Origin of the sequence: Kitasatospora sp. NPDC028055, from assembly GCF_040637885.1 — a bacterium.
Lineage (GTDB): Bacteria > Actinomycetota > Actinomycetes > Streptomycetales > Streptomycetaceae > Kitasatospora.
In genome coordinates, this window is record NZ_JBEZXE010000008.1 from 164,999 (window position 1) to 187,715 (window position 22,717).

General features: G+C 73.9%; 25 protein-coding genes. 14 read left to right on the forward strand and 11 right to left on the reverse strand.

Annotated elements, in window-relative coordinates:
• Positions 1–37: 37 nt before the first annotated feature.
• On the reverse strand, positions 38–1,246 hold the full coding sequence (locus AB0F71_RS12540; RefSeq protein WP_360231707.1) for a lipase: 1,209 nt from the start codon (positions 1,244–1,246) through the stop codon (positions 38–40).
• A 224-nt stretch (positions 1,247–1,470) separates the two neighbouring features.
• Between AB0F71_RS12540 and AB0F71_RS12545 the strand changes: the two genes are divergently transcribed.
• Entirely contained in the window at positions 1,471–2,055 is a 585-nt protein-coding gene (locus AB0F71_RS12545) for a DinB family protein (protein WP_360231710.1), read from the forward strand.
• Between the two features lie 78 nt (positions 2,056–2,133).
• Here AB0F71_RS12545 and AB0F71_RS12550 read toward each other — a convergent pair whose 3' ends face one another.
• Positions 2,134–2,634, reverse strand: coding sequence for a hypothetical protein (locus AB0F71_RS12550; RefSeq protein ID WP_360231713.1), 501 nt, complete (start codon positions 2,632–2,634; stop codon positions 2,134–2,136).
• Positions 2,635–2,925: 291 nt separating this feature from the next.
• Here AB0F71_RS12550 and AB0F71_RS12555 point away from each other — a divergent pair, with 291 nt between their 5' ends.
• Positions 2,926–3,369: a hypothetical protein gene (locus AB0F71_RS12555; RefSeq protein WP_360231716.1), complete on the forward strand. Its 444-nt coding sequence runs from the start codon at positions 2,926–2,928 to the stop codon at positions 3,367–3,369.
• A gap of 93 nt (positions 3,370–3,462) precedes the next feature.
• Here AB0F71_RS12555 and AB0F71_RS12560 read toward each other — a convergent pair whose 3' ends face one another.
• Complete coding sequence (locus tag AB0F71_RS12560) at positions 3,463–3,903, reverse strand: VOC family protein (protein ID WP_360231719.1); 441 nt, start codon at positions 3,901–3,903, stop codon at positions 3,463–3,465.
• Here AB0F71_RS12560 and AB0F71_RS12565 point away from each other — a divergent pair.
• On the forward strand, positions 3,902–4,084 hold the full coding sequence (locus tag AB0F71_RS12565) for a hypothetical protein (RefSeq protein WP_360231722.1): 183 nt from the start codon (positions 3,902–3,904) through the stop codon (positions 4,082–4,084). The genes AB0F71_RS12560 and AB0F71_RS12565 overlap by 2 nt on opposite strands.
• Positions 4,085–4,088: 4 nt before the next feature.
• Here the strand turns inward: AB0F71_RS12565 and AB0F71_RS12570 are convergent, their stop codons facing one another.
• The 5 genes from AB0F71_RS12570 to AB0F71_RS12590 form a co-directional block, all read right to left on the reverse strand.
• On the reverse strand, positions 4,089–4,697 hold the full coding sequence (locus AB0F71_RS12570; RefSeq protein ID WP_360231724.1) for a response regulator transcription factor: 609 nt from the start codon (positions 4,695–4,697) through the stop codon (positions 4,089–4,091).
• On the reverse strand, positions 4,694–5,893 hold the full coding sequence (locus AB0F71_RS12575) for a histidine kinase (RefSeq protein ID WP_360231727.1): 1,200 nt from the start codon (positions 5,891–5,893) through the stop codon (positions 4,694–4,696). The genes AB0F71_RS12570 and AB0F71_RS12575 overlap by 4 nt, the downstream gene beginning before the upstream one ends.
• A gap of 27 nt (positions 5,894–5,920) precedes the next feature.
• Positions 5,921–6,334: a hypothetical protein gene (locus tag AB0F71_RS12580; RefSeq protein WP_360231730.1), complete on the reverse strand. Its 414-nt coding sequence runs from the start codon at positions 6,332–6,334 to the stop codon at positions 5,921–5,923.
• A gap of 129 nt (positions 6,335–6,463) precedes the next feature.
• Entirely contained in the window at positions 6,464–7,102 is a 639-nt protein-coding gene (locus tag AB0F71_RS12585) for a GNAT family N-acetyltransferase (RefSeq protein WP_360231733.1), read from the reverse strand.
• Between the two features lie 16 nt (positions 7,103–7,118).
• Entirely contained in the window at positions 7,119–8,054 is a 936-nt protein-coding gene (locus AB0F71_RS12590) for a class I SAM-dependent methyltransferase (RefSeq protein ID WP_360231736.1), read from the reverse strand.
• 451 nt (positions 8,055–8,505) lie between these two features.
• On the opposite strand from AB0F71_RS12590, the gene AB0F71_RS12595 reads away from it, so the two are divergent.
• The 6 genes from AB0F71_RS12595 to AB0F71_RS12620 all read left to right on the forward strand — a co-directional run bounded on the left by AB0F71_RS12595 (position 8,506) and on the right by AB0F71_RS12620 (position 13,891).
• Positions 8,506–10,266 (forward strand): ATP-binding protein, encoded by a 1,761-nt coding sequence (locus tag AB0F71_RS12595; protein WP_360231739.1) that lies wholly within the window; start codon positions 8,506–8,508, stop codon positions 10,264–10,266.
• Positions 10,267–10,283: 17 nt separating this feature from the next.
• Positions 10,284–10,670 (forward strand): roadblock/LC7 domain-containing protein, encoded by a 387-nt coding sequence (locus AB0F71_RS12600; protein WP_360231742.1) that lies wholly within the window; start codon positions 10,284–10,286, stop codon positions 10,668–10,670.
• A gap of 120 nt (positions 10,671–10,790) precedes the next feature.
• On the forward strand, positions 10,791–11,150 hold the full coding sequence (locus tag AB0F71_RS12605; RefSeq protein WP_350510307.1) for a DUF742 domain-containing protein: 360 nt from the start codon (positions 10,791–10,793) through the stop codon (positions 11,148–11,150).
• A complete protein-coding gene (locus AB0F71_RS12610) occupies positions 11,131–11,748 on the forward strand; it encodes an ATP/GTP-binding protein (RefSeq protein ID WP_360231745.1) in 618 nt (205 codons plus the stop codon). Before AB0F71_RS12605 ends, AB0F71_RS12610 begins: the two co-directional genes overlap by 20 nt.
• 83 nt (positions 11,749–11,831) lie before the next feature.
• Positions 11,832–13,379 (forward strand): cytochrome P450, encoded by a 1,548-nt coding sequence (locus AB0F71_RS12615; RefSeq protein WP_360231748.1) that lies wholly within the window; start codon positions 11,832–11,834, stop codon positions 13,377–13,379.
• A 185-nt stretch (positions 13,380–13,564) separates the two neighbouring features.
• Positions 13,565–13,891 carry a hypothetical protein gene (locus tag AB0F71_RS12620; protein ID WP_360231751.1) on the forward strand — a complete coding sequence of 109 codons (327 nt, stop codon included), beginning with the start codon at positions 13,565–13,567 and terminating at the stop codon, positions 13,889–13,891.
• 82 nt (positions 13,892–13,973) lie between these two features.
• Here AB0F71_RS12620 and AB0F71_RS12625 read toward each other — a convergent pair whose 3' ends face one another.
• Together AB0F71_RS12625 and murJ are read right to left on the reverse strand one after the other, a co-directional pair.
• On the reverse strand, positions 13,974–15,614 hold the full coding sequence (locus tag AB0F71_RS12625; protein ID WP_360231754.1) for a metallophosphoesterase family protein: 1,641 nt from the start codon (positions 15,612–15,614) through the stop codon (positions 13,974–13,976).
• Positions 15,615–15,730: 116 nt separating this feature from the next.
• Positions 15,731–17,410 carry a murein biosynthesis integral membrane protein MurJ gene (murJ, locus tag AB0F71_RS12630; RefSeq protein WP_360231757.1) on the reverse strand — a complete coding sequence of 560 codons (1,680 nt, stop codon included), beginning with the start codon at positions 17,408–17,410 and terminating at the stop codon, positions 15,731–15,733.
• Between the two features lie 117 nt (positions 17,411–17,527).
• Between murJ and AB0F71_RS12635 the strand changes: the two genes are divergently transcribed.
• The 4 genes from AB0F71_RS12635 (at position 17,528) to AB0F71_RS12650 (ending at position 20,273) form a co-directional block, all read left to right on the forward strand.
• Positions 17,528–17,722, forward strand: a complete 195-nt coding sequence (locus AB0F71_RS12635; RefSeq protein WP_360231760.1) for a hypothetical protein — start codon at positions 17,528–17,530, stop codon at positions 17,720–17,722.
• The gene (locus AB0F71_RS12640; RefSeq protein ID WP_360231763.1) at positions 17,713–18,150 is read left to right on the forward strand and encodes a hypothetical protein; all 438 of its coding nucleotides are present in this window, start codon (positions 17,713–17,715) and stop codon (positions 18,148–18,150) included. The genes AB0F71_RS12635 and AB0F71_RS12640 overlap by 10 nt, the downstream gene beginning before the upstream one ends.
• A gap of 260 nt (positions 18,151–18,410) precedes the next feature.
• Entirely contained in the window at positions 18,411–19,031 is a 621-nt protein-coding gene (locus AB0F71_RS12645; RefSeq protein WP_360231766.1) for a hypothetical protein, read from the forward strand.
• Positions 19,032–19,220: 189 nt separating this feature from the next.
• Complete coding sequence (locus AB0F71_RS12650) at positions 19,221–20,273, forward strand: YihY/virulence factor BrkB family protein (RefSeq protein WP_360231769.1); 1,053 nt, start codon at positions 19,221–19,223, stop codon at positions 20,271–20,273.
• 39 nt (positions 20,274–20,312) lie between these two features.
• On the opposite strand, the gene AB0F71_RS12655 is transcribed toward AB0F71_RS12650, so the two are convergent.
• Positions 20,313–21,272 carry a SigB/SigF/SigG family RNA polymerase sigma factor gene (locus tag AB0F71_RS12655; protein WP_360231772.1) on the reverse strand — a complete coding sequence of 320 codons (960 nt, stop codon included), beginning with the start codon at positions 21,270–21,272 and terminating at the stop codon, positions 20,313–20,315.
• Between the two features lie 409 nt (positions 21,273–21,681).
• On the opposite strand from AB0F71_RS12655, the gene AB0F71_RS12660 reads away from it, so the two are divergent.
• A complete protein-coding gene (locus AB0F71_RS12660; RefSeq protein WP_360231775.1) occupies positions 21,682–22,683 on the forward strand; it encodes a PHP domain-containing protein in 1,002 nt (333 codons plus the stop codon).
• Positions 22,684–22,717 lie beyond the last annotated feature (34 nt).

Sequence of the window (22,717 nt, forward strand, 5' to 3'; positions counted from 1 at the left end):
GTTGTGCCTCAATCGTTCGCGCCACGACAGGCGTTGCTCAGCCGAGGGCGCTGAACCAGCGCACGATGTCGGCCGTGGCGGCCACGTTGGAGCCCAGGTGGCGGGAGCCCGCGAAGTCCGGGGTGCCGAGGTCGACGACCTCCGGGTCCGCGCCGTGCGCGCGCAGCGCGGCCTCGCAGTGGTCGGTGTTGGCGTCGGCGGCCTGCTCGTCGGCCTCGGCCGCGTAGAGCCGGACGGGGGCTCGCGGCGCCCAGTCGCAGGTGGCGTCGGCCACCCGGAGCGCCGCGGCGAAGCGGCCGGTCGGGTGGCGCAGCATCGCGAGGGCGCGCGGGGTGAGCAGTTCGCCGACGGTGCCGGGCGTGCCGGCGAACAGCTCCGGGCCGGTGTGCGAGCCGTCGAACAGCGCCTCGACGGTGCGGTCGTACGGCGCCTGGAACACCTCGCCCGGGGAGTCGTACAGGTGGTGCAGCCGGTTCCAGGCGACGAGCAGGTACGCGGCGTACAGCGCGCTCGACTTGGGTTCCAGGGAGCCGTCGAGCAGGGCCGGCAGTTCGGCCTCCCGGAAGGCGTAGCCGCCGCTGACCGGGGCGAGGGCGCGGAGGTGGAACCAGCGGTCCTCGCCGGCCTGGAGGGCGTGGGCGAGGCCCAGCGCCGCCGAGGCGCCCTGGGAGAAGCCGGTGACCAGGACGTCGTGGCCCAGGGTCCGGCCGGTGCGCGGGACGAAGGCGCGGGCCGCCCGGAGCATGTCCAGGGAGGCGGTGGTCTCGGACGGCACGTCCATCCAGGGGTGGGTGCCCGGCCCGGTGCCCAGGCCCAGGTAGTCCGGGGCGACGGCGGCGAACCCGGCGGAGGCGTAGGTGAGGGCGGGCGAGGTCACGAACCCGGGCCTGGCCGTGGTGGAGGGGGCGTCGCCGCGGTAGGAGGCGGTGCCGTGGGTGAACGAGACCGTCCGCAGCTCGTGTTCACCGCCGCGCGGGAGCACCAGCAGGCCGCTGGCGGTGGTCGGCCGGCCCTGCGGGTCGACGGTCCGGTACTCCAGGCGGTACGTGTCGACGCCGTAGCGGACGGCGGCCGCGTCGTACTTGGCGGCGGTCAGGGCGGTGGCGACGGCCTCCTTGCTGTCGAGGGTGCCGGTCAGCTGTGCGGAGACCAGCCGGCCGCGGTCGCCGTGGTCCGACCGGTCCGTCGGGGCCGCCGACGCCACCCCTGCCGTCACGGTCGTGGCGGCCAGGGCGGCTACGGCCACCGCAGCGCCGGTCCGGCGCCTGACGGAGCGTGATCTTCCGTTCGAGTGTGGGGAGTTCATGCCGTCGACGCTACGATCGGTCGCCCTCGAACCGCAGTCCGGCCAGCGGGTGGATCCGTCCTGGGGTTGTCCCCACCACGGTGTGCGAGCGACGGCCCGGGAGCCCTTGCGGACCACCTACGGGATCTTGAGACCACGAGCAACCCATGGCAGGCTCATGCCGCATGATCGATGATTTCGCGAAGGACAACCTGCACACGAGACTGCGTCGGGACCGCGAGGCACTGCTCTGGAAACTCGACGGCTTGTCCGAGTACGACGCCCGCCGACCTCTGACGGCGACCGGGACCAACCTCCTCGGCCTGGTCAAACACGTGGCCACCGTCGAGGCCAGGTACTTCGGCGAGGTCTTCGACCGCCCTTCCCCGGAACCGCTGTCCCGGTGGCAGGACTCCGACGGCAGCGATCTGTGGGCGACCGAGGACGAGACCCGCGCTCAGATCATCGGCTTCTACCGGCGCACGTGGGAACACTCGGATGCGACGATCGACGGACTTCCCCTCGATGCCCCCGGCCACGTGCCGTGGTGGCCGGAGCCTGCTCCCAACACCAACCTGTTCGCCGTCCTGGTCCATGTCCTCGGCGAGTCCAACCGGCATGCCGGGCACGCCGACATCCTGCGCGAGGGCGTCGACGGCCGGACCGGGATGCGTCCCGAACACGAGAAGCACATCGACGAGGAGGCCCGTGCGGCCTACCGCGCGAAGATCGAGCAGGTCGCCAGGTCGGCCGCACCGAACAAGGGCTGAGGCCCGTCCTCGAACCTGTGAGTTCGGTGGACAGGTGGTGAGCCCGGCTTCATCGTGAACCCGGTGGCGGCTTCATGCTCACGGTGTCGCGTGGGTCTCGGCGGCAGCCGGACAGTCGTGTCGGTGGGGCTGGGGTCCCGCGATGTTGAGGATGGGGTCCTCTCCTTCGGGGATCTCGAAAACGAAGACGACGCCGGAGGAGATGGCCTGGATGGCGCATTGGTCGTCGAAGGTCAGGGGCGGGTAGGGCTGCCAGGCGCAACCGGCGTGGTCAAGAGCCGCGATCACGTCCGCGTACGTGGGGTGGCCGGGGAACCTCTGCTCGGCGACCAGGCCCGCAGGGAGCTCGACGACGTCCCGCCAGGTCTGGAGGCAGATCAGGATGATCCTCTGGCAGCGGCAGACACTGAGCTCGAGGTCGCCGAGAGCGAGCAGACGCGGCCAGGACCGCCGCTTCCCGACGACCACCTCGAAGGGCTCGCCGAGCGCCTCGGTCACCGCGTTCCAGTCTGCGCCGTTCGCGACAGGACCCAGCTGTCCCGAGCGGGCGAGTTCCGTCAGGACGTCGAGTAGCTCCATGAGGCGGGAGCCTGTCAGCTGCGGACTTGGACTGTCCAACGGCTTTGCGTGGTGGTGAGCGGCCGCGCGGTGACCCAGCACGCTCGGCCCGGGATCCATCGATCGCAGTCACAAGGGCCCAGCGGAGGGCGGCGGTCTGCCGGATCGTTTTCGGTCAGTTGTGAAGATCCTGCGATCCTGACCTATCAGGGAACTGATCACCGCCGCTAGGGTGCGACGCAGCCTCGCACTTCCGCCTCCCCGGGCCGCCCTGACAGCGGCGCGGGGACGACCGATCGGACCGGTGACGCCGTGACCAGCACCCTCCGCCAGCTGACCACCCGCCTGGGACGGGCGGCCGCCGCCGTCGCCGTGCTCGCCGCCGCCTTCACCGGCACCGCGGCGACCGGCACCGCCTCCGCCACCGGCGGCTGGAGCTGCTCCGGCGCGCCCGTGCCCAGCGGCTACGTCATCACCATGTACAGCCCCAGCGGCTGCAACAACCACGGCGCGTGGTTCCAGCAGCCCGCCCAGAACCGCCTGTGGACCTGCTCGGGCTCGCCGATCGTCTCCGGGTACGTGCTGACCAACTACAACCCGCAGGGCTGCAACGGCGTCGGCGCCTGGTTCCACGAGCAGGTCCGCAACGGCATCTGGACCTGCCCGTACTCGCCGATCCCGGCCGGCTACCGCAGCACCACCTACGACGCCCGCGGCTGCAACGGCCTCGGCGCCTGGCTCACCATCAAGGCCTGACCGACCGCCGCCCCCTGCGGGCCGGGCCGACCACCGGCCCGGCCCGCCGCACTCCCCCGTCGGGCCGGCAGTCCGGCGGCGGCACGCCCCGGCTCAGCCCGTGGCCGGGCCGGCCGCCACGCAGAACTCGTTGCCCTCCGGGTCGGCCATCACCACGTGGTGCCCGTCGGCCTCCGCCAGCACCCGGCCGCCCGCCGCCACCAGCCGTGCGGCCTCCGCGGTGATCCGGGCCCAGCGCTCGGCCGGACTGCCGTGGCCCGGCACCCGAATGTCGATGTGCAGCCGGTTCTTCGCCCGCTTCGGCTCGGGCACCCGGAGGATGGACAGCCGGGGGCCCACCCCCTGCGGGTCGCAGAGCCAGGCGCCGTCGTCCGCCGAGTCGTCCTCCGGCAGGTCGAACTGTGCGAGCCACTCCGCGCGCGTCCGGAACGGGGGCGGCGGCGGCTCGTCCACGTACCCCAGGGCCGTCCGCCAGAACGCGGCGAGGAGCTGCGCGTCCGCGCAGTCGAGGGTCAGATCGATCCGGGCTGCCATGACCAGGACCGTACCGCGCCGCTCCGACATCCGCGTCCGGACCCACCTGCCAGGCCTGGCCATCGTCCACGAGCCGGTCGCCGCCGACCACGGTTCGGTGTTCGCCACCGCGGCCCCCTCCGCCGCCGCCGAGGTCGGCTTCCGGCTGCTGCCGCCGCCCGCGCCGGAGCCTGCCGGGTGAACGGCTACAGCCAGCCGCGTTCGTCGGCGGTGCGCAGGGCCTCGGTGCGGTTGCGGGTGCCGGTCTTGGCGATGGCCGAGGAGAAGTAGTTCCGGACGGTGCCCTCGGAGAGGTAGAGCTTCCCGGCGATCTCGGCGACTCCGGCGCCGGAGCGGGTGGCGTTCAGGACGTCGCGTTCGCGGGCGGTGAGCGGGGAGGTGCCGGCCGCGAGGGTGGCGGCGGCGAGTTCCGGGTCGACCACCCGCTCGCCCACCGCGACCCGGCGGACGGCGTCGGCCAGCACCTCCGCCGGGGCGTCCTTGACCACGAAGCCGAGCGCGCCCGCCTCCATCGCCCGGCGCAGGTAGCCGGCCCGGCCGAAGGTGGTGAGGATGACCACCCGGCAGTCGGGCACCTCCTGGGCGAGCACGGCGGCCGCCGCCAGGCCGTCCAGTCCGGGCATCTCGATGTCCAGCAGGGCGACGTCCGGCCGGTGCTCGCGGGCGGCCTCGACGACCTGGTCGCCGCGTCCGACGGCGGCGACCACCTCGAAGTCGTCCTCCAGGTCCAGCAGGGCGCGCAGCGCGGTGCGGACCAGCTCCTGGTCCTCGGCGAGCAGCAGGCGGATCGTCATGTCGTCCCTTCGGAGCGGGAGTCGGGCGGCCGGACGGTGACCAGCAGGCGCCACCCGCGCGGGTCGAGCGGGCCGGCCTCGACCGTACCGCCCGCCGCCGCGACGCGTTCGCGCAGCCCGGTCAGTCCCTTGCCGCTGCCGACCAGCCCGGCACCGGGGCCGCCCGCCCCGCCCCGGCCGTCGTCGCGGATCTCCACCGAGGTGGCGGTCAGCAGCACCGAGCAGCGGGCGGCGCGGGCGTGCCGGACGACGTTGGTGAGGCCCTCCCTCAGCACCCAGCCGAAGAGTTCGCGCTGGTCCGGTCCGACCGCGTCGGCCGCCGAGGGAAGGTCGGCCACCACCCCGGCGGCGCGCAGCAGTTCGCGGCCGCGGGCGAGTTCGCCCGCCACGGTGACCTCGCGGTAGCCGGAGACGGCGGCCCGGACGTCGGCCAGGGCCTGGCGGGAGAGCGTCTCCACGGCGGTCATCTCCGCCACCGCCTGGTCCACGTCCTTGACCGCCAGCCGTTGGGCCAGGCGGGACTTGACGGTGATCGCGGTGAGCGAGTGGCCGAGCAGGTCGTGCAGGTCGCGGGCGATCCGGTTGCGTTCCGCCTCGGAGGCGAGCCGGGCGACCTCGGCCCGGGCGGCCACCAGCGCCTGGTTGGTGGCGGCGATCTCGGTGAAGGCCGCGCAGGTCATCGAGGTGAACAGCAGGGCGAGCGCCTGGAATCCGCCGGGCCCGGTGTGCCAGGCGGGCACCGCCCAGGGCAGCAGCAGGGCGGCGAGGGTGCCGGCGGCCACCGCGGGGACGGTGTGCTTGTGCCACAGCACGGCGACCGCGGAGACGAGCACGGTGGCCAGGAAGAAGGCGTCCGCGTGGGCGGACGGCAGCGCGGCCAGGAACAGCGCGGTCATCGCGGCCAGCAGCACCCTGATCCGCCGCGTCCGCCGCGCCCCGGGGGCGCGCCCGGTGGTGAGCGCGAGGAGGACGTAGCAGAGGCTGAACGCGACCACGACGGCATACCCGGTGACCCCCGCCGGCCCGCTGACGTTGCGGCTGACGGCCATGGCGGTCAGCGCCGGGAAGACCAGCATCCCGGTGGCCAGCAGTATCCGCCGCAGGCCGCCCGCCCAGCGGTGGGCGGGGGCCGGCGTGCCCTCCCGGTCGAGGTCGGTCGCCCCGCCCGTCGCCCCGTCGGTCCTTGCGTCGGCCACCCGGTCGGTCACCCTTGCGCCCCTTCCTCAGGGCCGGGCGAACAGCGTGCGCAGCTGCCGTCCGTTGAGCGTCACGGCCACCCCGGCGAGGGCGAGGCCGCAAAGGCCCTGTTCGATCTTCATCCAGACCGGGAAGACGCCCGGCACCGCGATGATCGCAGCAATCGCGACCAGCATGACGCCGGAGATGATCCGCAGCCGCCGGAAGGCGCCGCGGGAGCCGCGGGCCGCCCGGACGGTGAGCAGCAGGGTGACGGCGGCACCGATCAGGACGATGGTGCCGCGCACCCACACGGCCGGGGTGATCAGGTCGGTGTGGGAGCGCAGCGCGAAGGCGGCCAGCATGGTGAGCGCGCTGAGGCCGAGGTAGACGAGCACGAAGTGCCGTACGGTGCGGAAGGCCCGACGGGTGTCGGGGTGGTGCGGGTCGGTGGAGGTCATGGCTTCATCGTGACCGCCGGCCCGGGGTGGGAGGCAGTGTGCTGCCACACCCCCGGACCGTGACATTTGTCAGCCCCGCGCCCGTCAGCCCCGTGCCTGTCAGCCCCGTGCCTGTCAGCCGCTCGCCTGTCAGCCGCTCGCCGCCGGGCGCGGTCGGTCGCCGTCCGGCGCCTCCCCGAGCGGCCGGTCACCGTCCGGCGCCTCCCCGAGCGGCCTGATCATGTGCAGCTTGGCGACCGGCCGCCCGTCCACCAGCACGGCGGCGGGCTCCCGGCCCCACACCCGGAAGCCGCAGGCGGTGTAGAGCCGCAGCGCCGGTTCGTTGCCCTCCGAGACGGTGAGCAGCACCTGCCGCAGCAGCCCGTCCTCGGCGGCCACCGCGAGCACCCCGTCGACCAGGGCCCGGCCGATGCCGCGCCCGCCGGCCGGCCGGGCCACCGCCATGCCGTACAGGCTGGCCTTGTGGCGTTCCTGGCCGCGCCGTCCGACCCGCAGTCCGGCGGTGCCGAGCAGGGTGCCGTCCGGGTCGAAGGCGCCGAGCAGGGCGCCCGGGCCCTGCTCGGCGTCGGCGAGGCGGGCGAGGGTGGCGGCGATCGGCCGGTCCCGCTCCTCGGCGTGGGAGGAGGTGAAGGCGGTGGGCGTCTCGCGCAGGGCGGTGAGCCGGAACGCCCGGTACGGTTCGGCGTCCGCGACGCCGAGGCGGCGGACGGTGACGGGCGGGTACGCGGCCACGGTTCCGGCCACAGTCCCGGCCACGGGTTCGGCCATGCTCCCGGCCCCGGGCTCAGCCGAGGCGGACACGGGTGCACCTGGTCAGGTACGGCACGGCGAGCTCTTCCCGCCCGGCCAGTTCGGGGTGGGTGGCGAGCAGTTGCCCGACCTCGGCCAGCAGCCGGGCGCGGTCGGCCTCGGGCAGGGCGATGACGTAGCTGCGGGAGGCGACCATGTCGAGCACTCCGGCCGGGGTGGTGGGGTGCTCCCAGCGGATCTCCAGCCGCTCGGGGGTGCCGAAGGGGGCCGGCAGGTCCGGTGCGGTGTCGAGCCGCTGACGGTCCGCGCCGTGCATCAGGGCGCCGAGTTCGGCGGCCCACGGCTCGGTCTCGTCCCGGACGTTCCAGATCAGGGCGAGGGTCCCGCCGGGGACGAGCACCCGGGCGATCTCCGGGAGGGCCGCGGCCCGGTCGAACCAGTGCCAGGCCTGGGCGACCACGACCGCGTCCACGCTGGCGTCGGGCAGCGGGATGCGTTCGGCCGAGCCGGCCCGTACGGCGGCCTTCGGCACGGCGGCGGCGAGCCGGTCGCGCATCTGCGGGTCGGGTTCGACCGCGACCACGTCCAGCCCGGCCTCGACCAGCATCCGGGTCAACTTGCCGGTGCCGGCGCCCAGGTCGAGCACCCGCCGGGCCTCGCGGGGCACCGCGGAGCCGATCAGGGCCTGCGGGTAGCCGGGCCGGCCGTGCTGGTAGGCGGTGGCCGCGAGGCCGAAGGAGCGGGCGCGCAGTCGGCCGGCCCAGCGGCGGGTGGCGCCCTGGCGGGTCATCCCGCAGGCCCGGCCGATCTCCTCCCAGGTCGCCTGTCGGCCGCGCCGGAGCTCCTCGACCAGGTCCGTGCGCCGTTCCTCCAGTGCCTCGATCGTCTCCGAGAGCCGCTGCAGGCCGTCCAGCCCGCCACCTACGGCCACCTGGGCCGCCACCCGCCGTCCGGGGTCGTCGTCGTCCATGGCCCCGCACTGTAGGGGCGGGCTGCCGAGGGCGTCAACAGTCATTGCTGTCTGGGGCAACAGTTGTTGCGCCACGCCGGGACATCCCCCGGAGGAGTGATGGCCGGGCACCGCGAGCCCGACTTAGCACGAACTCACTGCTGATCGTGGCGACTTGGGCCGGAAACCCTTCACATGGGCGAATCCCGGCCGGGTTGCCGGTGCGCGGGCGGCCGGGCGAGAAGCCTGGTGACCGGCGGTGGTCGACCGGGCTGCGACAGGTGTACGAGTTGTCGGTCATGTCCGGGCAAGTTGCCACAAGTCGGTTGACGGACAGTATTTTTGAGTTTCGGTCAGGATTGTCCTGAACTTGGCTATGCTGCAGCACCACGCCTCCGGAGCCGGTCGTCGCCCGACCCCGTTCGTACCCCACTGTGTTCCGACTTCTGTTCCGATCGTTTGAGGATGCCGAATGCTTCGAGCTGGTACGTCACCCACCAGACGGCGCCCCGCGCCCCTGCTCGGCTGGATACTGCCCACCGCCGTGATGGCTGCGGCGGTCGCGGTCGCCGCGGTGGTGGTGTCGGCCGGAGCCCGGGCCCAGGTGCTGTGGTGCGGGGCGACGGCCACCGTGCTGGTGGCCGTGGTGGCCGCCGAGTCCGCCCGCCGCGGGCGGGCCCTCGCCGAACTGCGGGACGAACACACCCGGCGCGTCGAGGAGTTGCACCGCAAGCTGGCCGGGCAGGAGGACGAGATCGAGCGGATGGCCGCCGGCGAACTGCGCCGACTCGTCGGCGGTGCCCGGTACGGCTCCTCCATCGACGTTTTGCTCCAGCCCTTCCAGCAGCCGAACCCGCTGCTGTCACGGAAGTTCCGCGCCTCGCTGGAGCGGGTGGTGCGCGGCATCGCCCAGGCCGTCGACGACGAGGTCAGCCGGCGCGACTCCGCCGAGCGCGCCTTCGTCAACCTGGCCCGCCGGGTCCAGGCGATCATCCACCGCCAGGCCAAGGACCTGCGGGAGATGGAGGACCGGCACGGCAACGACCCGGCGGTCTTCGACGACCTGCTGCGCCTCGACCACGGCAACGCCCTGGTCGGCCGCCTCGCCGACTCCATCGCCGTGCTCTCCGGCGCCCGGCCCGGCCGTCAGTGGACCCGCCCGATCGCCCTCTACAGCGTGCTGCGCGGCGGGATGTCCCGGATCCTCGAGTACCAGCGGGTCGACCTCCACCCGGTCACCCAGATCTCGGTCACCGGACCGGCCGTCGAACCCCTGATCCACGCCGTGGCCGAGCTGCTCGACAACGCCACCCGCTACTCCCCGCCGCACACCCACGTCCACCTGAGCGCCTCCGAGGTGCAGAGCGGGATAGCGATCGAGGTCGAGGACGGCGGCCTCGGACTCACCGACGAGGCCCGCGCGCGGGCCGAGCGCTCGATGCGCGAGGCCATGGTCTCCAAGGACTTCGACGACCTCACCGAGTCCCCCCGGCTGGGCTTCGCCATCCTCGGCCGGCTCTGCCAGGCGTACGGCTTCCAGGTGTCGCTGCGCCGCTCCGCGTACGGCGGCGTGCGCGCGGTGCTGGTGGTGCCGCAGGAGCTGCTCACCACCGCTCCCCCGACCGGGCGGGCGCACGGCATCGGCGCCTTCTCCGGGCCGCGGCCGCTCCCGGCCAACCCGCCCCGGCATGCGGCCGCCGCCCGGCCCTGGGGCGCCCGGACGGCATCGGCCGGTGCCGGATCGCCGGGTGCCGGATCGCCCGGCGCCCGATCCGCCGGTGCCCGATCCGCCGGCGGGCCGGGGCACCAGGCCCTGGGCACCGCCACCGAACCGGCGCGGTCGGCCGGCATCGGGCCGTCCTTCGGCGCCACCACCCCCTGGGGGCCGCCCCCCGCCGCACCCGGCGACGACGAGGTGGTCGTCACCGAGCGCACCGCCAACGGCCTGCCCCAGCGCCGCCGCAGCCGCCCCACCGGCCGGGCCGCCTTCACCACGCCCCCGCGCGGCACCGCCCAGCCCAACGGCCCCACCGCCGGGCCCGCCGCCGGACCGGCCGCCCCGGCGCCCCGCCCCAAAAAGCAGCCCGGCCTGTGGCTGGAGGCCTTCATGGAGGGCTACAAGGGCACCGGCGGCAGCAAGGACGCCACCCCGGGCGACCCCCCGGGCACCACCCCGCAGCACAGCGCCGGACAGACCGGTACCGAAGAGACGGCAGCGAAAGGCGAGCAGTGATTCCGCACCGCAGCAACATGGACTGGATCCTCAACGACCTCGCACACAGCGTCCCGTACGTGCGCCACGTCATCGTGCTCTCCGCCGACGGCCTGCGGATCGCCCAGTACGGCGCCGACCCGGACACCGCCGACCGGCTGGCCGCCGCCTGCGCCGGGCTGCAGAGCCTGGCCGCCGCCGTCGGGCACGAGTTCCCGCACGGCAACGGCGCGATGAAGCTGGTCGTCATCGAGGTGGACGGCGGCTACTTCTACCTGATGTCGGCCGGCGACCGCGCCTACCTCGCGGTGCTCGCCGACGAGGGCGTGGACGCCGGGCTGGTCAGCCACCAGATGCGCGACCTGGTCGACCGGATCGGCGAGCACCTCTCCACCCCGCCGCGCAACCCGGAGGTGGTCGCGTGACCCGCCGCACCGCGGCCCCCGCCCCGGCCGCCCCGGCTCGCGCCGCGACCCCGGCGGCGGCCCCGACCAGCACCCCCGGCGCCCGGGCGGGCACATGAACGAGCACAGTGAGGCAGTGACATGACCGCCGACCAGGGCGGCTGGGACGGACCCGAGCCCGATCGCCTGTACGTGATCACCCGCGGCCGCAGCGGCCCCTCCGGGCCGGGCGTCTTCGACCTGGTCACCCTGATCGTCTCCCTCGCGGAGCCCACCCCCGCCATGCAGCCCGAGCACGCGGCGATCCTGCGGCTGTGCCGCTCGCCGCTCTCGGTGGCGGAGGTCTCCGCCTACCTCGAACTGCCCACGAGCGTGGTCACCGTCCTGCTGGCGGACCTCCTCGACGACGGGCGGATCGAGGCCCGTTCCGCCGTGCCCGCGGCGGAACTCCCCGACCGTGCCCTGTTGGAGGCGGTGATCCATGGACTTCAGCGGCTCTGACACGGTCGTCGGCCCGGCGAGCTCGGACCTGCTCCCCGACACCGTCACCACGGCGGTCAAGGTGGTGATCGTCGGCGGTTTCGGCGTCGGCAAGACCACCCTGGTCGGCGCGGTCAGCGAGATCCGCCCGCTGACCACCGAGGAGACCATGACCCAGGCCGGGGTCGGCGTGGACGACCCGACCGGGGTCGAACGCAAGACCTCCACCACGGTGGCCATGGACTTCGGCCGGATCAGCATCAGCGACAAGCTGGTGCTGTACGTCTTCGGCACCCCCGGTCAGGAGCGGTTCTGGTTCCTCTGGAACGGCCTGTTCGAGGGCGCGCTGGGCGCCGTCGTCCTGGTGGACACCCGCCGGCTGGAGGTCAGCTTCGAGGTGATCGGCCGGCTGGAGGACCGCGGCGTGCCCTTCGTGGTGGCCGTCAACGGCTTCCCGGAGGCGCCCAGTTACCCCCTCGACGAGCTGCGCCAGGCGCTCGACCTCCCGGCCGACGTGCCGATCGTCGCCTGCGACGCGCGCAGCCGGCAGTCCAGCCGGGACACCCTGATGACGCTGATGCACTACCTGTACGAGCTGGCCGCACCGCCCGCGGGCTGAGGCCCGCCGACGCCCCCGGGGCACTCTCCCGTGGCGCCCACCCCCGTCGTACCGCTTCCGAACCTCGTGACCCGGAGACCCTGTTGACCACCCCGTTCCCCGACGACGCCGCCGCCCCCGCCCCGCCCCCCGGCTGCCCCGCCCACGGGCGCGCCGTCGAGCCGACCGGCCCCGGCGGGCTGCGCCGGCTGTACGGCCCCGAGGCCGAGGCCGACCCGGCGGGCCTGTACGAGAAGCTGCGCGCCGAGCACGGCGACGTCGCCCCGGTGCTGCTGCACGGCGACCAGCGGGCCTGGCTGATCCTCGGCCACGCCGCCAACATCACCGCGATGCGCACCCCCTCGCTGTTCTCCCGCGACTCCCGGTTGTGGAGCGCCTTCCGCAACAACGAGGTGCCGCCCGACTCCCCGCTGCTGCCGGTGGTCGCCTGGCAGCCGATCTGCGTCTTCGCCGACGGCGAGGAGCACCGCCGGCTGCGCAACGCCGTGCTGGACGGTCTGAACGGCTTCGACCGGCGCGGCATCCGCCGCCACGTCCGCCGCTTCACCACCGACCTGGTCCAGGTGGTCGGGCCGACCGGCCGGGCCGAGCTGATCACCCAGTTCGCCGAGCACCTGCCGATGCTGGTGATGACCAAGCTGATCGGCATGCCGGACGAGTACGGCCCCCAACTCGTCAACGCCGCCCGGGACTTGATGAAGGGCACCGAGACGGCCATCGCCAGCAACGAGTACGTGGTGGCGAGCCTGCGCCGCACCATCGCGATCAAGCACGAGTCCCCCGGCGACGACCTGACCAGCCGCCTGCTCGCCCACCCGGCCGGGCTGACCGACGACGAGGTGATGGAGCACCTGCGGGTGGTGCTGCTCGCCGCCAACGAGACCACCGTCAACCTGATCGCCGACTCGTTGAAGATGGTGCTCACCGACCCGCGCTTCCGCGCCCACCTGTCCGGCGGCCAGATGACCCTGGGCGAGGCCCTCGACCAGGTGCTCTGGGACTCCCCGCCGATGTCCCTGGTCGCCGGGCGCTGGGCCACCGCCGACACCGAACTGGGCGGCCAGCAGATCCAGGCCGGCGACATGCTGCTGCTCGGCCTCGCCGCGGGCAACGTCGACCCGACCGTCCGGCCCGACCTCACCACCCCGCTCTACGGCAACCGCTCCCACCTGTCCTTCGGGGCCGGACCGCACGAGTGCCCCGGGCAGGACATCGGCCGGCACGTCGCCGAGGCCGGGATCGACATCCTGCTCACCCTCCTGCCGGACCTCCGACTGGCCGTCCCCGAGGAGGAGTTGACCTGGAGCGCGGCCTGGATCTCGCGCCACCTGACGGCGCTGCCGGTGGAGTTCACGCCGCAGGAGATCGAGCCCGACCCGGAGTCGGTCGCGGAGGCCGAGCGGGCGGCGGAGCGGGCGGCGGCGGAGGCGCAGAAGCTCGCCGAACGCGCGCTGGCGGCCACCCAGCGGGCGGCCGCCCAGGCCGCGGCACCGGCGGTCGGAGCGGCGGCGGGAACGGCGACGGGAACAGCGGCGGCCTCGGCATCGGCATCGCCTGAGACCGCGACCGCGACCGTTCCCGCGCAGCGGCGCAGCTGGTGGGATGTGCTCACCGGCCTGTTCCGGCGCTGATCCCCGGGGCTGATCCCCGGGGCGACCGACCCCGGCGCCGGGCCCCACCTGCGAGGACGCGGGGCCCGGCGCCGGTCGTGAGAAGCGGTGGCTGTCGAGCACCCTCCGCCGCCTCGTCCGGCGCCGACTCGTCCGGATGCCCCGGTGCGCGTGCAACGCACCGGTTCTGCGGCGACGTTGATGGGATGGACACCGTCATCGTGCTCGAACCCGACATCCCGACCAATGTCCGGCTCCTCGGCCCCGGCCACCAGCCGGCCGATCCGGAGAACCCGGTGCGCCTCGCGCACGCCACCCCCGCCGAGCCCTCCGGCATCTGCGGCCCGCTCACCCTGTGCGGCCTGGACACCGCCGGCATGACGCTCGCCCCCCGCCGCTCCACCGAGGGCGCTCGGCCCCAGCCGCACTGGAACGCCTGCCGGAACTGCCGCGCCGTCGAGGAGGGCGCGGCGCCCCGTACCCGCACCGCGGCCGCACCGGACGGCCCCGCGGGCGACGCCCTCCCCGGGTAGCCGGGCGCGATCCCGGCGATCGTTCACCCGAATGCACGACACCGGCACCGCCCCGCCGACCGCTCCGCCCTGGTCCCCCGCCTCAGCCGTGCCCGTCGGTGCGGCGGCGGTGCAGGGTGAAGGTGTCCACCGGGGTGAGGTCGCCGTGCGGGCCGTCGAAGGTGTAGTAGGTGACCCGCATCGTGGTGGTGCCGCCGCGGCGGTCGCCGGGGTCGACCTCGAAGGCGGCGAAGCCGTGGGTGTGGGTGCGGTCCTGGTAGGCGGCCCAGGGGGCGTCCTCGGTGAGCCAGATCGACTCCCGGTAGGGCGCGCCCGGCGCGGGCTTGTCCTCCAGGCCGATCACCACCCGCCCCTGGGGGCGCTCGAACAGGTCGTCCTGGGTGGTGGCGGCGTTGCCCCCGGCGCCGATGACCATGTGGACGGTGCCCCGGCCGGTGTCGGCCAGCCGGGGGTCGGTGCCGGTGGGCACCGGGGTGCGGGTGTCGTTCGGCAGGGTGCCGCGGACGGGGTGGGAGCGCTCGTAGTAGTGCTCGTGGCCGCTGACCACCAGGTCGACCCCGTAGGCGTCGAACAGCGGGCCCCAGGCCTCGCGGATACCGAGGTCGCTGCCGGAGCCGTGCTTGGAGCTGGAGATCATCGGGTGGTGCATGCAGACCACGATCCAGTCGATCCCCCGGTCGCTCCGGGCCGTGCGCAACTCCCGCTCCAGCCAACGCTGCTGGGCGCCGCCGGAGTAGCCGCGCAGGTAGGTCTCGCCGGAGTTCTGGATGGCGACGTCGTCGTTGGCGAGGCTGAGGAAGCGCACCGAGCCGACGGTGAAGGCGTACCACATGCCCCGGGTCTCCTCGTCGCGGTCGGCGGCGGACGCGGGGAGGGTGAAGTAGGCCTGGTAGCCGGCGGCGCCGATCGGGCCGTTGCCGCGCTCGTTCTCGTGGTTCCCGGCGCAGGGCATCCAGGGGCGCAGCCGGGTCGAGCGGCTGTTGTTGATGAACCAGTCGGCCCAGATGGCGGTACGGCTCTGGCCGTGCCGGCCGCCGTAGGAGGCGTAGCAGAGGTCGCCGTTGACCAGGTTGAACAGCGGGCCGACGCGTTCGACGGCGGCGACGATGTCGGCGGCGTGCGGGCTGCCGATCTGGCTGCTGGTGTACACCGGGTACTTGCCGAGCGGTGAGGGCATGCCGTCCGGGAAGTCCACCTTGCGGCGCAGGTTGGGGGTGGCCTGGTCGCCGAAGCTGGTGAAGGTGAAGGGGGTGCGGCCGCGCGGGGCGGTGGTGAACGTGCCGGTCTCGGGGTTCGCGCCGTCGTGCCCGGCGCTGTACAGGTACGTGGTGGCCGGGCGCAGTCCGGTGAGCCGGGCGTGGTGGACGTACACCTCGTCCTTGCCGAGGGAGTCCCGGTAGGTGCGGGTCTCGGCCTCGACCACCGCCCCGGTGCCGCCCTCGGGCGTGCCGAGCCGGACCAGGGGGCGCCGGACGGACTGCGGGGTGAGCCAGGAGACGGTCATCTCGGTGGCCGGGTCGGTGCCGAACTGCAGGTGCAGGCCGCTCACCGCGGGCGCGCCGATCCGGTGCGGCCGGGCCTGGAGCAGCGGGCTCGCGGGCGGGGCCGACGGGCTGTCCGCGCCGTCGTCCGCCGCGGCCTCTCCGGCGGCGGCGCCCCCGGCGACCAGGGCGGCCCCGGCCGCCGACGTGCCCTTGAGGATGGACCTGCGTGCGATCGTCATGACGCTCCGTCTGCCGAGTGGGGTTCGGGATCCGCAGCACTGTAGCGACATGAACATGCAATGGCGATCGCTTTTCCGACGAACGGTCAGGTCCGGCCACAGGCTCGGCCGCGGGCTCAGCCCAGGCCCGGCAGACTGCGCAGTTCCCCGATCCGCAACAGCCGGGCGGCGGCGAGGAACAGCAGCGCCATCGTGGCACCGCCCGCCAGCAGCGGAAGGGCCGGTGCCCAGGAGGCCGGGAGCGGGCCGTTGCCGCAGGAGCGGGCGATGGCCCAGCCGACGCCTCCGGCCACCGCGGCGGCCACGGTCAGCTTGGCGTAGGTCCGGCAGATCCGTCGGCCGTCCAGGAGCCCGCCGGTGCGGCGGCGCAGCCGCACCGCTGTGAGCAGCAGCCCGACCCCGTACGAGACGGCGTAGGCGGCGGCCATGCCGGTGACCGCCCACCGGGCGGGCAGCAGTTGGTGACAGGCCAGGGCCAGCGCGATGTTGACGCCGCCGATCCACAGCGCCGTACGGAACGGCGTCCGGGTGTCCTCGAAGGCGTAGCAGCCGCGCAGCAGCAGGTACTGGGCCGAGAACGGGATCAGCCCCAGCCCGAAGGCCTGCAGCATGTGGCCCAGCGGGGCGGTGGTGGCGGCGTCGGCGGCGCCGTGGGCGAACAGCAGTCGGGCGAGCTGCGGGCCGAAGACGGCGAAGAAGAACGCCGCCGGGACGATCACCACCCCGCTGACCCGTAGCGCGCGGGAGAGGTCGGCGCGCAGGTCGTCGAGCCGGTGCTCGGCCGCCGCCCGGCTCATCCGCGGGAGGAGCACGGTGATCAGCGACACCGTGACCACCGACTGGGGCAGCATCCAGATCTGCTGGGCGTAGCTGTAGGCGGTGTAGCCGACCCCGTCGCCGGGCAGTGCGGCGTCCGCGTCGGAGGCCAGCCTGGTCACCACGGTGCTCGCCACCAGGTTGGCCAGGACGAACAGCAGCGTCCAGCGGGCCGCGCCCACGCTGCTGCGCAGCCCGGTGCCCCGCCAGTCGAACCGCGGCCGCAGTCGGAAGCCGGCCGCCCGGGCGTACGGGACCAGGGCCAGCGCCTGGAGGGCCAGGGCGACGGTGGTGCCGATGCCCAGCAGTCGGACCTGGGCGCCGGTGATCTCCGTGACCGTCGCCGGGACGGTCAGCAGGCCAAGGTAGAGGCCGAACACCGCGATCAGCACCAGGTTGTTCAGGACCGGCGTCCACATCATCGCGCCGAACCGGTCCCGGGCGTTGAGGGTCTGCCCGAAGACGGCGAACACCCCGTAGAAGAAGATCTGCGGCAGCAGGAACCGGGCGAAGACCACGGTCAGTTCGAACGCCTCGTGGGTGGCCGGGGTGTCGTCCTGGTAGATGCCGATGATCGCGGGCGCGGCCCAGGTGGCCAGCGCACTGCCGACGCCCAGCACGCACAGCACCAGGGTGACCAGCCGCTGCTCGAAGGCGACCCCGCCGTCCGCGTGCTCCACCCGGGCCCGCACCAACTGCGGGACCAGCACGGAGTTCAGCGCACCGCCGATCAGCAGGAAGTACAGGCTGGTGGGCACCGTGTTGGCCTGGTTGTAGGTCGTGGCCAGCAGGCCGGTGCCCAACGCCGCACCCTGCAGCACCTGCCGGATCAGCCCGGTGCCCCGCGACACCACCGTCCCGACGGCCATCAGCGCGGACGACCGCGCCACCCCGCCGTCCCCGGCCCGCCTGGGCGCCGCGTGTCTCCGGCGCTGCCCCGTGGATCGCGCTGACCTCTCGGGCGACGTCGTCTCGATCATGGCCACAATCTACGGGCCTGGGCCGCGACTTCCGGCCGTTCCCCCCAACTCCGCTGTGATCCGCGCCCGTTCCGGCCCATGGTGCACGGCCGCGCGCCGGGCCGGTAGGTTGTCACGATGACCGATCCCCTCCCGCCCGACGGCCTCGTGCTGGGCACGGACGAACCGGCCGACCGCCGGGCCGACGCATGGCGGCCGGAGCAGGCCGCGCCATCCCCGGGCGGCGGCCTCGGCAGGGTGACCGGGCCCGGCACCGGTCTCGACAAGCCCGACGAGCTCGACAAGCGGGGGAACGGCAGGACATGGAACTGACCAGGGGCGAGCGGCGCTCGATCGCGGCGGTGGGGCTGATCTGCGTCGGGGTGGCGGCCTGTTACGTGTGGGGCGGCGACGGGAGCGGATCCGACTACCCGCTCCCGTACAAGCGCCGCCCCGCCTCGCTCCTCCTGCGGATCGATCTGGCGGACCCGGACGCGAGGAACACCACCGTGGCGGCCGACGACCGCACCATAACCCTGGACGCCTCCTGGAGCGGCTGCGATTACAAGCCGGACCTGGTGGCGAAGGAATCCGCCGACCAGGTCACCCTGCTGCTGAACCGCCGCGACGCCTCCGGGCCGGACATCGGCTGCGAGGACGGCGGCATCGCCCGGCTCACCGCCGTCCTCCACCGCCCGCTCGGGGCACGCGCGTTGACCGACGCCGTCACCGGGAAGCCCGTCCCGCACGCCCACGGCTGAGGCCCCTCCCCGAGCACGACGGGGCGGACCTCACCAGGGCCCAGCGGATCCGGGGTGGTCCTGTCCGGGGTTTCGACCTTCACGTCCCTCTCCCGCTGCCGGTGGGCCGGGGTCGTTCCGCGCTCGCCCGGTGACCTCGGCCGCTGGCCGGCTTCACCCGGACGGCGGTCAGTTCGGGCGGCGGCCCGACGGTAGACAAGAGCGGCACCGACGGCGCCGCAAGCGGTGGCGCCGTCACCCTTCACCTTTCAGGAGGACGAATGGCACCGGCTCTGGAATGGGAGCTGCCCGGCGGCACGGCACGGGCCTTCCCCGCGGACGGCGGCAACATCCTCAGGCCGTTCATCCTGGCCGCCGACGGCACGGGCCCCACCGACCTCGCCGCCGTCGAGGCCGGCCTCGGCGGCACCTCGTACTCGTTCCTCGACGGGCTGCGCGCTCGTGGCCACGACCTCGTCCTGGTCGGCTACGACAAGGACGTGACCGAACTCAGCCGCCAGGCGCGGGTACTGGAGCTCGCCGTCCTGCGGGCCATCGCCGAGCGTCGCGGCTTCGTGCCGCTGGTGGTGGGCGGCATCGGGCGGGGTGCCCTGACGGCCCGCTACGCCCTGGCCAAGATGGAGCGCGACAGGCTGGACCACCAGACCCGGGTCTACTTCTCCTACAACGGCACCGCGCCGATCCCGGAGCGGGAGAGCCCCGGGCTGGAACAGCTGGGCAACTGGCCCCTCAGGCCCCGGCTGTTGAAGCTGGTCAGCGGCGACTTCAAGAACACCCTGAGCGACGACGACTTCGACGACCACTACTCCGGTTCCCCGAACACGGGCACGTCCCTGATCACCAAGGACCTCGGCTCCTGGCTCATCGATCGCACCCAGTAGCCCGCCGCCGGCGGCTCAGGATCCAGGAGGAACGCGTTCACCGGGCCGAGGTGCCGCACCGGCGACCGGCCCCGCGCCGAGCCCCGACTTCGCGCCCCCGCGGCGTAGGAACGACCCGAGCGGGCAGACGCACCCGCGCGGGTCCGGTCCGTGGCGGGTCCGCGTACCGGCGGCGCGGAGGAGGACGGCATGAACCCGGTCGAACGCGGGCTGCGCTCGCTGGACGGCTTCCAGCAGCGCCATCGGCCCACCGCCGTGGTCTTCGGCGTGGTCAAGAAGTACGGCGACGACCGCGGCGGGCTGCTCGCCGCGCTGATCAGCTACTACGGCTTCCTCGCCCTGATCCCGCTGCTGCTCCTGCTGAGCACGGTGCTGGGCTTCGTGCTGCACGGCAACCCCGGGGCGCAGAGGTCCGTCCTCGACTCCGCCCTCGCCGACTTCCCCATCATCGGCGACCAGCTCCGCCAGAACGTCCACTCGCTCCGGGGCAGCGGCTTCGCCCTGGCCGTCGGCATGCTGTTCCTGCTCTACGGCGCCCTCGGCATCGCCCAAGTACTGCAGCACGCGATGGCCGAGATCTGGAACGTCCCCGGCGTGCGCCGCCCCGGCTACTGGCCGCGGCTGGCCCGTGGACTGCTGCTCCTGGTGGTGCTCGGCAGCGGCCTGGTGCTCGGCACGGCGGCCGCCTCGGTCGTCGCCTCCTCGCTCGGCGGGCCCGCCGCCCGGGTGGGCGGGCTGCTCGTCTCCGCGCTCCTGAACGCCGCCCTGTGCCTGGCCTGCTTCCGGGTGCTCACCCCGCGCGGGATCCCGACCCGCGCGCTCTGGCCGGGCTGCGCGGTGGCGGGCCCGCTGTTCACCGTCCTCCAGGCCTTCGGCTCGCTTCTCGTCGTGCACGAGCTGCGCCACGCCGGCCAGGTGTACGGCTTCTTCGCCACCGTGATCGGCCTGCTCTCCTGGCTCTACCTGGCCGCGCAGATCACCGTGTACGCCGCCGAGGGCAATGTCGTCCTCGCCCGCCGGCTGTGGCCGCGCAGCCTGCTCCAGCCGCCGCTCACCGACGCCGACGAACGGGTGCTCGACGCGATCGCCCGCCAGGAGGAGCGCCGCCCCGAACAGCGGGTCGACGTCGCCTTCACGGACCACGGGCCCCCGCCGGACAACGACCCACCGGGCCCCGAGCCCCCGGAGCCCGACCCCGGCGCTTCGCCGAAGGGCCCCACCCGTGACACCCCGGGAAGGTGAACCGCCGACCACGCCCGGCCCCACCGCCCCCGGCGTCGTTCAGCGAGCTCGCTGCTCGGCCCCGCAGGCGACCGGACCGTCCGGGGGCGGGTCCGACCAGCCGGGCGCGTCGTCGTTCTCCAGGCGTTCGCGCAGCCCCCTCAGGGTGGTGCTGAGCAGCCGGGAGACGTGCATCTGGGAGACGCCGATCCGGGCCGCGATCTCGGACTGGGTCAGGCCGTCCCAGAAGCGCAGCTTGAGCACGGTCTGCTCGCGCTCGGGCAGGTGGGCCAGCAGGGGGCGCACGGCGGTGCGGAAGTCGGCCAGTTCGATGCCGGGGTCGCAGTCGCCGAGACGGTCGAGCATCGCGCTGCCGCTCTCGTCGGCGTCCTGGTCGCGCAGCGCGTCGAGGGAGTCGGGGCGGTAGACCCGGCCGGCCACCAGTCCTTCGGTGGCCTGCTCCACGGTGAGGTGGAGGCCCTCCGCGATCTCCTCGGGGCTCGGGAGACGGCCGAGTTCCTGTTCCAGCCGGTCCGAGCCGCGGGCGACGGTCAGGTAGAGCTCCTGCATGCTGCGCGGCACGCGGACGGGCCAGGAGGTGTCCCGGAAGAACCGCTTGATCTCGCCGGTGATGGTAGGGACGGCGTAGGTGATGAACTCGACGCCGCGCTGCGGGTCGTAGCCGTCGACGGCCTTGATCAGGCCGATCGTGCCGACCTGGAGGATGTCCTCCATGTCCTCCGCGCGGTGGCGGAAGCGCGCCGCGATGAAGCGCACCAGCGGCATGTTCAGCTCGATGATGGTGCCGCGGACGTAGCTGTAGGCGCTGCTCTCGCGGGCCAACGCGGCCAGCCGCTCGAACAGCGCGTCGCTCAGTTCGCGCGCCTCGGCCTTGCCCATCGCCCGCAGCTCGGCCTCGGTGTACCGGGGCGGCAGGTCGGACGGGCGGTGTACGGGATCGGACGGGCGGTGTACGGGATTCGACAGCGGGCGGGAAACAGGCTTCGAAAGGGTGAACACTGCTGCTCCTGGGCATCGGGGTGAACGCCCCGCTCCGCGAACGGTGACCACTCGCGTGCTGAGGACTTCTTCCCCCAGGACCTGTGCCCTGCTTCTTCAAGCGACGGTCCCGGTGGCACTCGGGGGTGCCGGTGGCACTCACAGGTGCCGGCGCGGCCGTCGGACCAGCCGAGGACCGCTGCAACAGGTGTTCTACCCAGATATACGACACTGAATTCACGTTTAGTCTGACTTGTGCAGATTCGTCCAGATATCCACCCTTGCACCGACCCGAGGTTTCGGCCCCCCTCACCCGGCAAGGCGCCCGCCATGACGACAACCAGCGTGCCCACCCGACCCCGCACCGTGGTCATCACGGGCGCCTGCGCCGGGTCCCCGCCGGTGCGGTGACCGAACGGGACGGATCGTCATGGACCCCGCGGAGGCACTGCGACGGATCGCGTTCCTGCTGGAGTGGAGCGGCGCCTCCCCCTACCGGGTCCGCGCCTTCCACACCGCGGCCGGCGCCCTGACGGGCCTGCCCCCGGGCCCCGTGGACCCGGCCCGCGCCCGGCAGCTGCCCGGGATCGGCCCGGTGACCGCCCAGGTGATCGCGGAGGCCTCCGACGGCCGTACGCCCGGCTACCTGCGCCGCCTGGAGGAGGCCGCCGGACCGGCCGCCCGCTCCGGCTGGCAGCTGGCGTCGGCGGCGCAGGGCGACTGCCACCTGCACTCGGACTGGTCCGACGGCGGCCACCCGATCGAGGAGATGGCGGCCGTCGCCCGGGCTCTCGGACACCGGTGGGCGGTGCTCACCGACCACTCCCCGCGCCTCACGATCGCCCACGGGCTCAGCCCGGAACGCCTGCGGCACCAGCTCGACGCCGTCGCCGCGTACAACGGCCGGGACGGCGCCTTCCGCCTCCTGAGCGGAATCGAGTGCGACATCCTGGACGACGGCGCGCTCGACCAGGAGCCCGGCCTGCTCGACCGCCTGGACGTGGTGGTCGCCTCGGTGCACTCCAAGCTCCGCTCCGACCCGGAAACGATGACCGGCCGGATGCTCGCGGCCGTCCGCAACCCCCGGACCAACGTGCTCGGACACTGCACGGGCCGGATCGTCACCGGGCGCGGCCGGCCGCAGTCGCGCTTCGACGCCGAGGCCGTGTTCGCCGCCTGTGCCGAGAACGGCACGGCGGTGGAGATCAACTGCCGCCCCGAGCGCCGTGATCCGCCCGACGACCTGCTGCGACTGGCCGCCGACGCGGGCTGCCTGTTCGCCGTCGACACCGACGCCCACGCACCGGACCAACTCCACTGGCACACCACCGGCTACGCCCGCGCCGCACGCGTCGGCCTCACCCGGGACCGGCTCGTCACCACGTGGTCCGGCGAGCGCCTCCTCGCCTGGGCCGGGTCCGCCCATGCCTGAGCGGACTCCGGCCCGGGCACCCGGTTCCCCACCA

Coding starts and splice junctions, on each gene's coding strand:
- AB0F71_RS12590 (WP_360231736.1), bottom strand. CDS start 8,054: ATGGACGACGACGACCCCGGACGGCGGGTGGCGGCCCAGGTGGCCGTA.
- AB0F71_RS12565 (WP_360231722.1), top strand. CDS start 3,902: ATGACCAGGACCGTACCGCGCCGCTCCGACATCCGCGTCCGGACCCAC.
- AB0F71_RS12650 (WP_360231769.1), top strand. CDS start 19,221: ATGAACCCGGTCGAACGCGGGCTGCGCTCGCTGGACGGCTTCCAGCAG.
- AB0F71_RS12605 (WP_350510307.1), top strand. CDS start 10,791: ATGACCGCCGACCAGGGCGGCTGGGACGGACCCGAGCCCGATCGCCTG.
- AB0F71_RS12625 (WP_360231754.1), bottom strand. CDS start 15,614: ATGACGATCGCACGCAGGTCCATCCTCAAGGGCACGTCGGCGGCCGGG.
- AB0F71_RS12545 (WP_360231710.1), top strand. CDS start 1,471: ATGATCGATGATTTCGCGAAGGACAACCTGCACACGAGACTGCGTCGG.
- AB0F71_RS12580 (WP_360231730.1), bottom strand. CDS start 6,334: ATGACCTCCACCGACCCGCACCACCCCGACACCCGTCGGGCCTTCCGC.
- AB0F71_RS12560 (WP_360231719.1), bottom strand. CDS start 3,903: ATGGCAGCCCGGATCGATCTGACCCTCGACTGCGCGGACGCGCAGCTC.
- AB0F71_RS12550 (WP_360231713.1), bottom strand. CDS start 2,634: ATGGAGCTACTCGACGTCCTGACGGAACTCGCCCGCTCGGGACAGCTG.
- AB0F71_RS12585 (WP_360231733.1), bottom strand. CDS start 7,102: ATGGCCGAACCCGTGGCCGGGACTGTGGCCGGAACCGTGGCCGCGTAC.
- AB0F71_RS12595 (WP_360231739.1), top strand. CDS start 8,506: ATGCTTCGAGCTGGTACGTCACCCACCAGACGGCGCCCCGCGCCCCTG.
- AB0F71_RS12635 (WP_360231760.1), top strand. CDS start 17,528: ATGACCGATCCCCTCCCGCCCGACGGCCTCGTGCTGGGCACGGACGAA.
- murJ (WP_360231757.1), bottom strand. CDS start 17,410: ATGATCGAGACGACGTCGCCCGAGAGGTCAGCGCGATCCACGGGGCAG.
- AB0F71_RS12600 (WP_360231742.1), top strand. CDS start 10,284: ATGGACTGGATCCTCAACGACCTCGCACACAGCGTCCCGTACGTGCGC.
- AB0F71_RS12645 (WP_360231766.1), top strand. CDS start 18,411: ATGGCACCGGCTCTGGAATGGGAGCTGCCCGGCGGCACGGCACGGGCC.
- AB0F71_RS12640 (WP_360231763.1), top strand. CDS start 17,713: ATGGAACTGACCAGGGGCGAGCGGCGCTCGATCGCGGCGGTGGGGCTG.
- AB0F71_RS12610 (WP_360231745.1), top strand. CDS start 11,131: ATGGACTTCAGCGGCTCTGACACGGTCGTCGGCCCGGCGAGCTCGGAC.
- AB0F71_RS12620 (WP_360231751.1), top strand. CDS start 13,565: ATGGACACCGTCATCGTGCTCGAACCCGACATCCCGACCAATGTCCGG.
- AB0F71_RS12570 (WP_360231724.1), bottom strand. CDS start 4,697: ATGACGATCCGCCTGCTGCTCGCCGAGGACCAGGAGCTGGTCCGCACC.
- AB0F71_RS12660 (WP_360231775.1), top strand. CDS start 21,682: ATGGACCCCGCGGAGGCACTGCGACGGATCGCGTTCCTGCTGGAGTGG.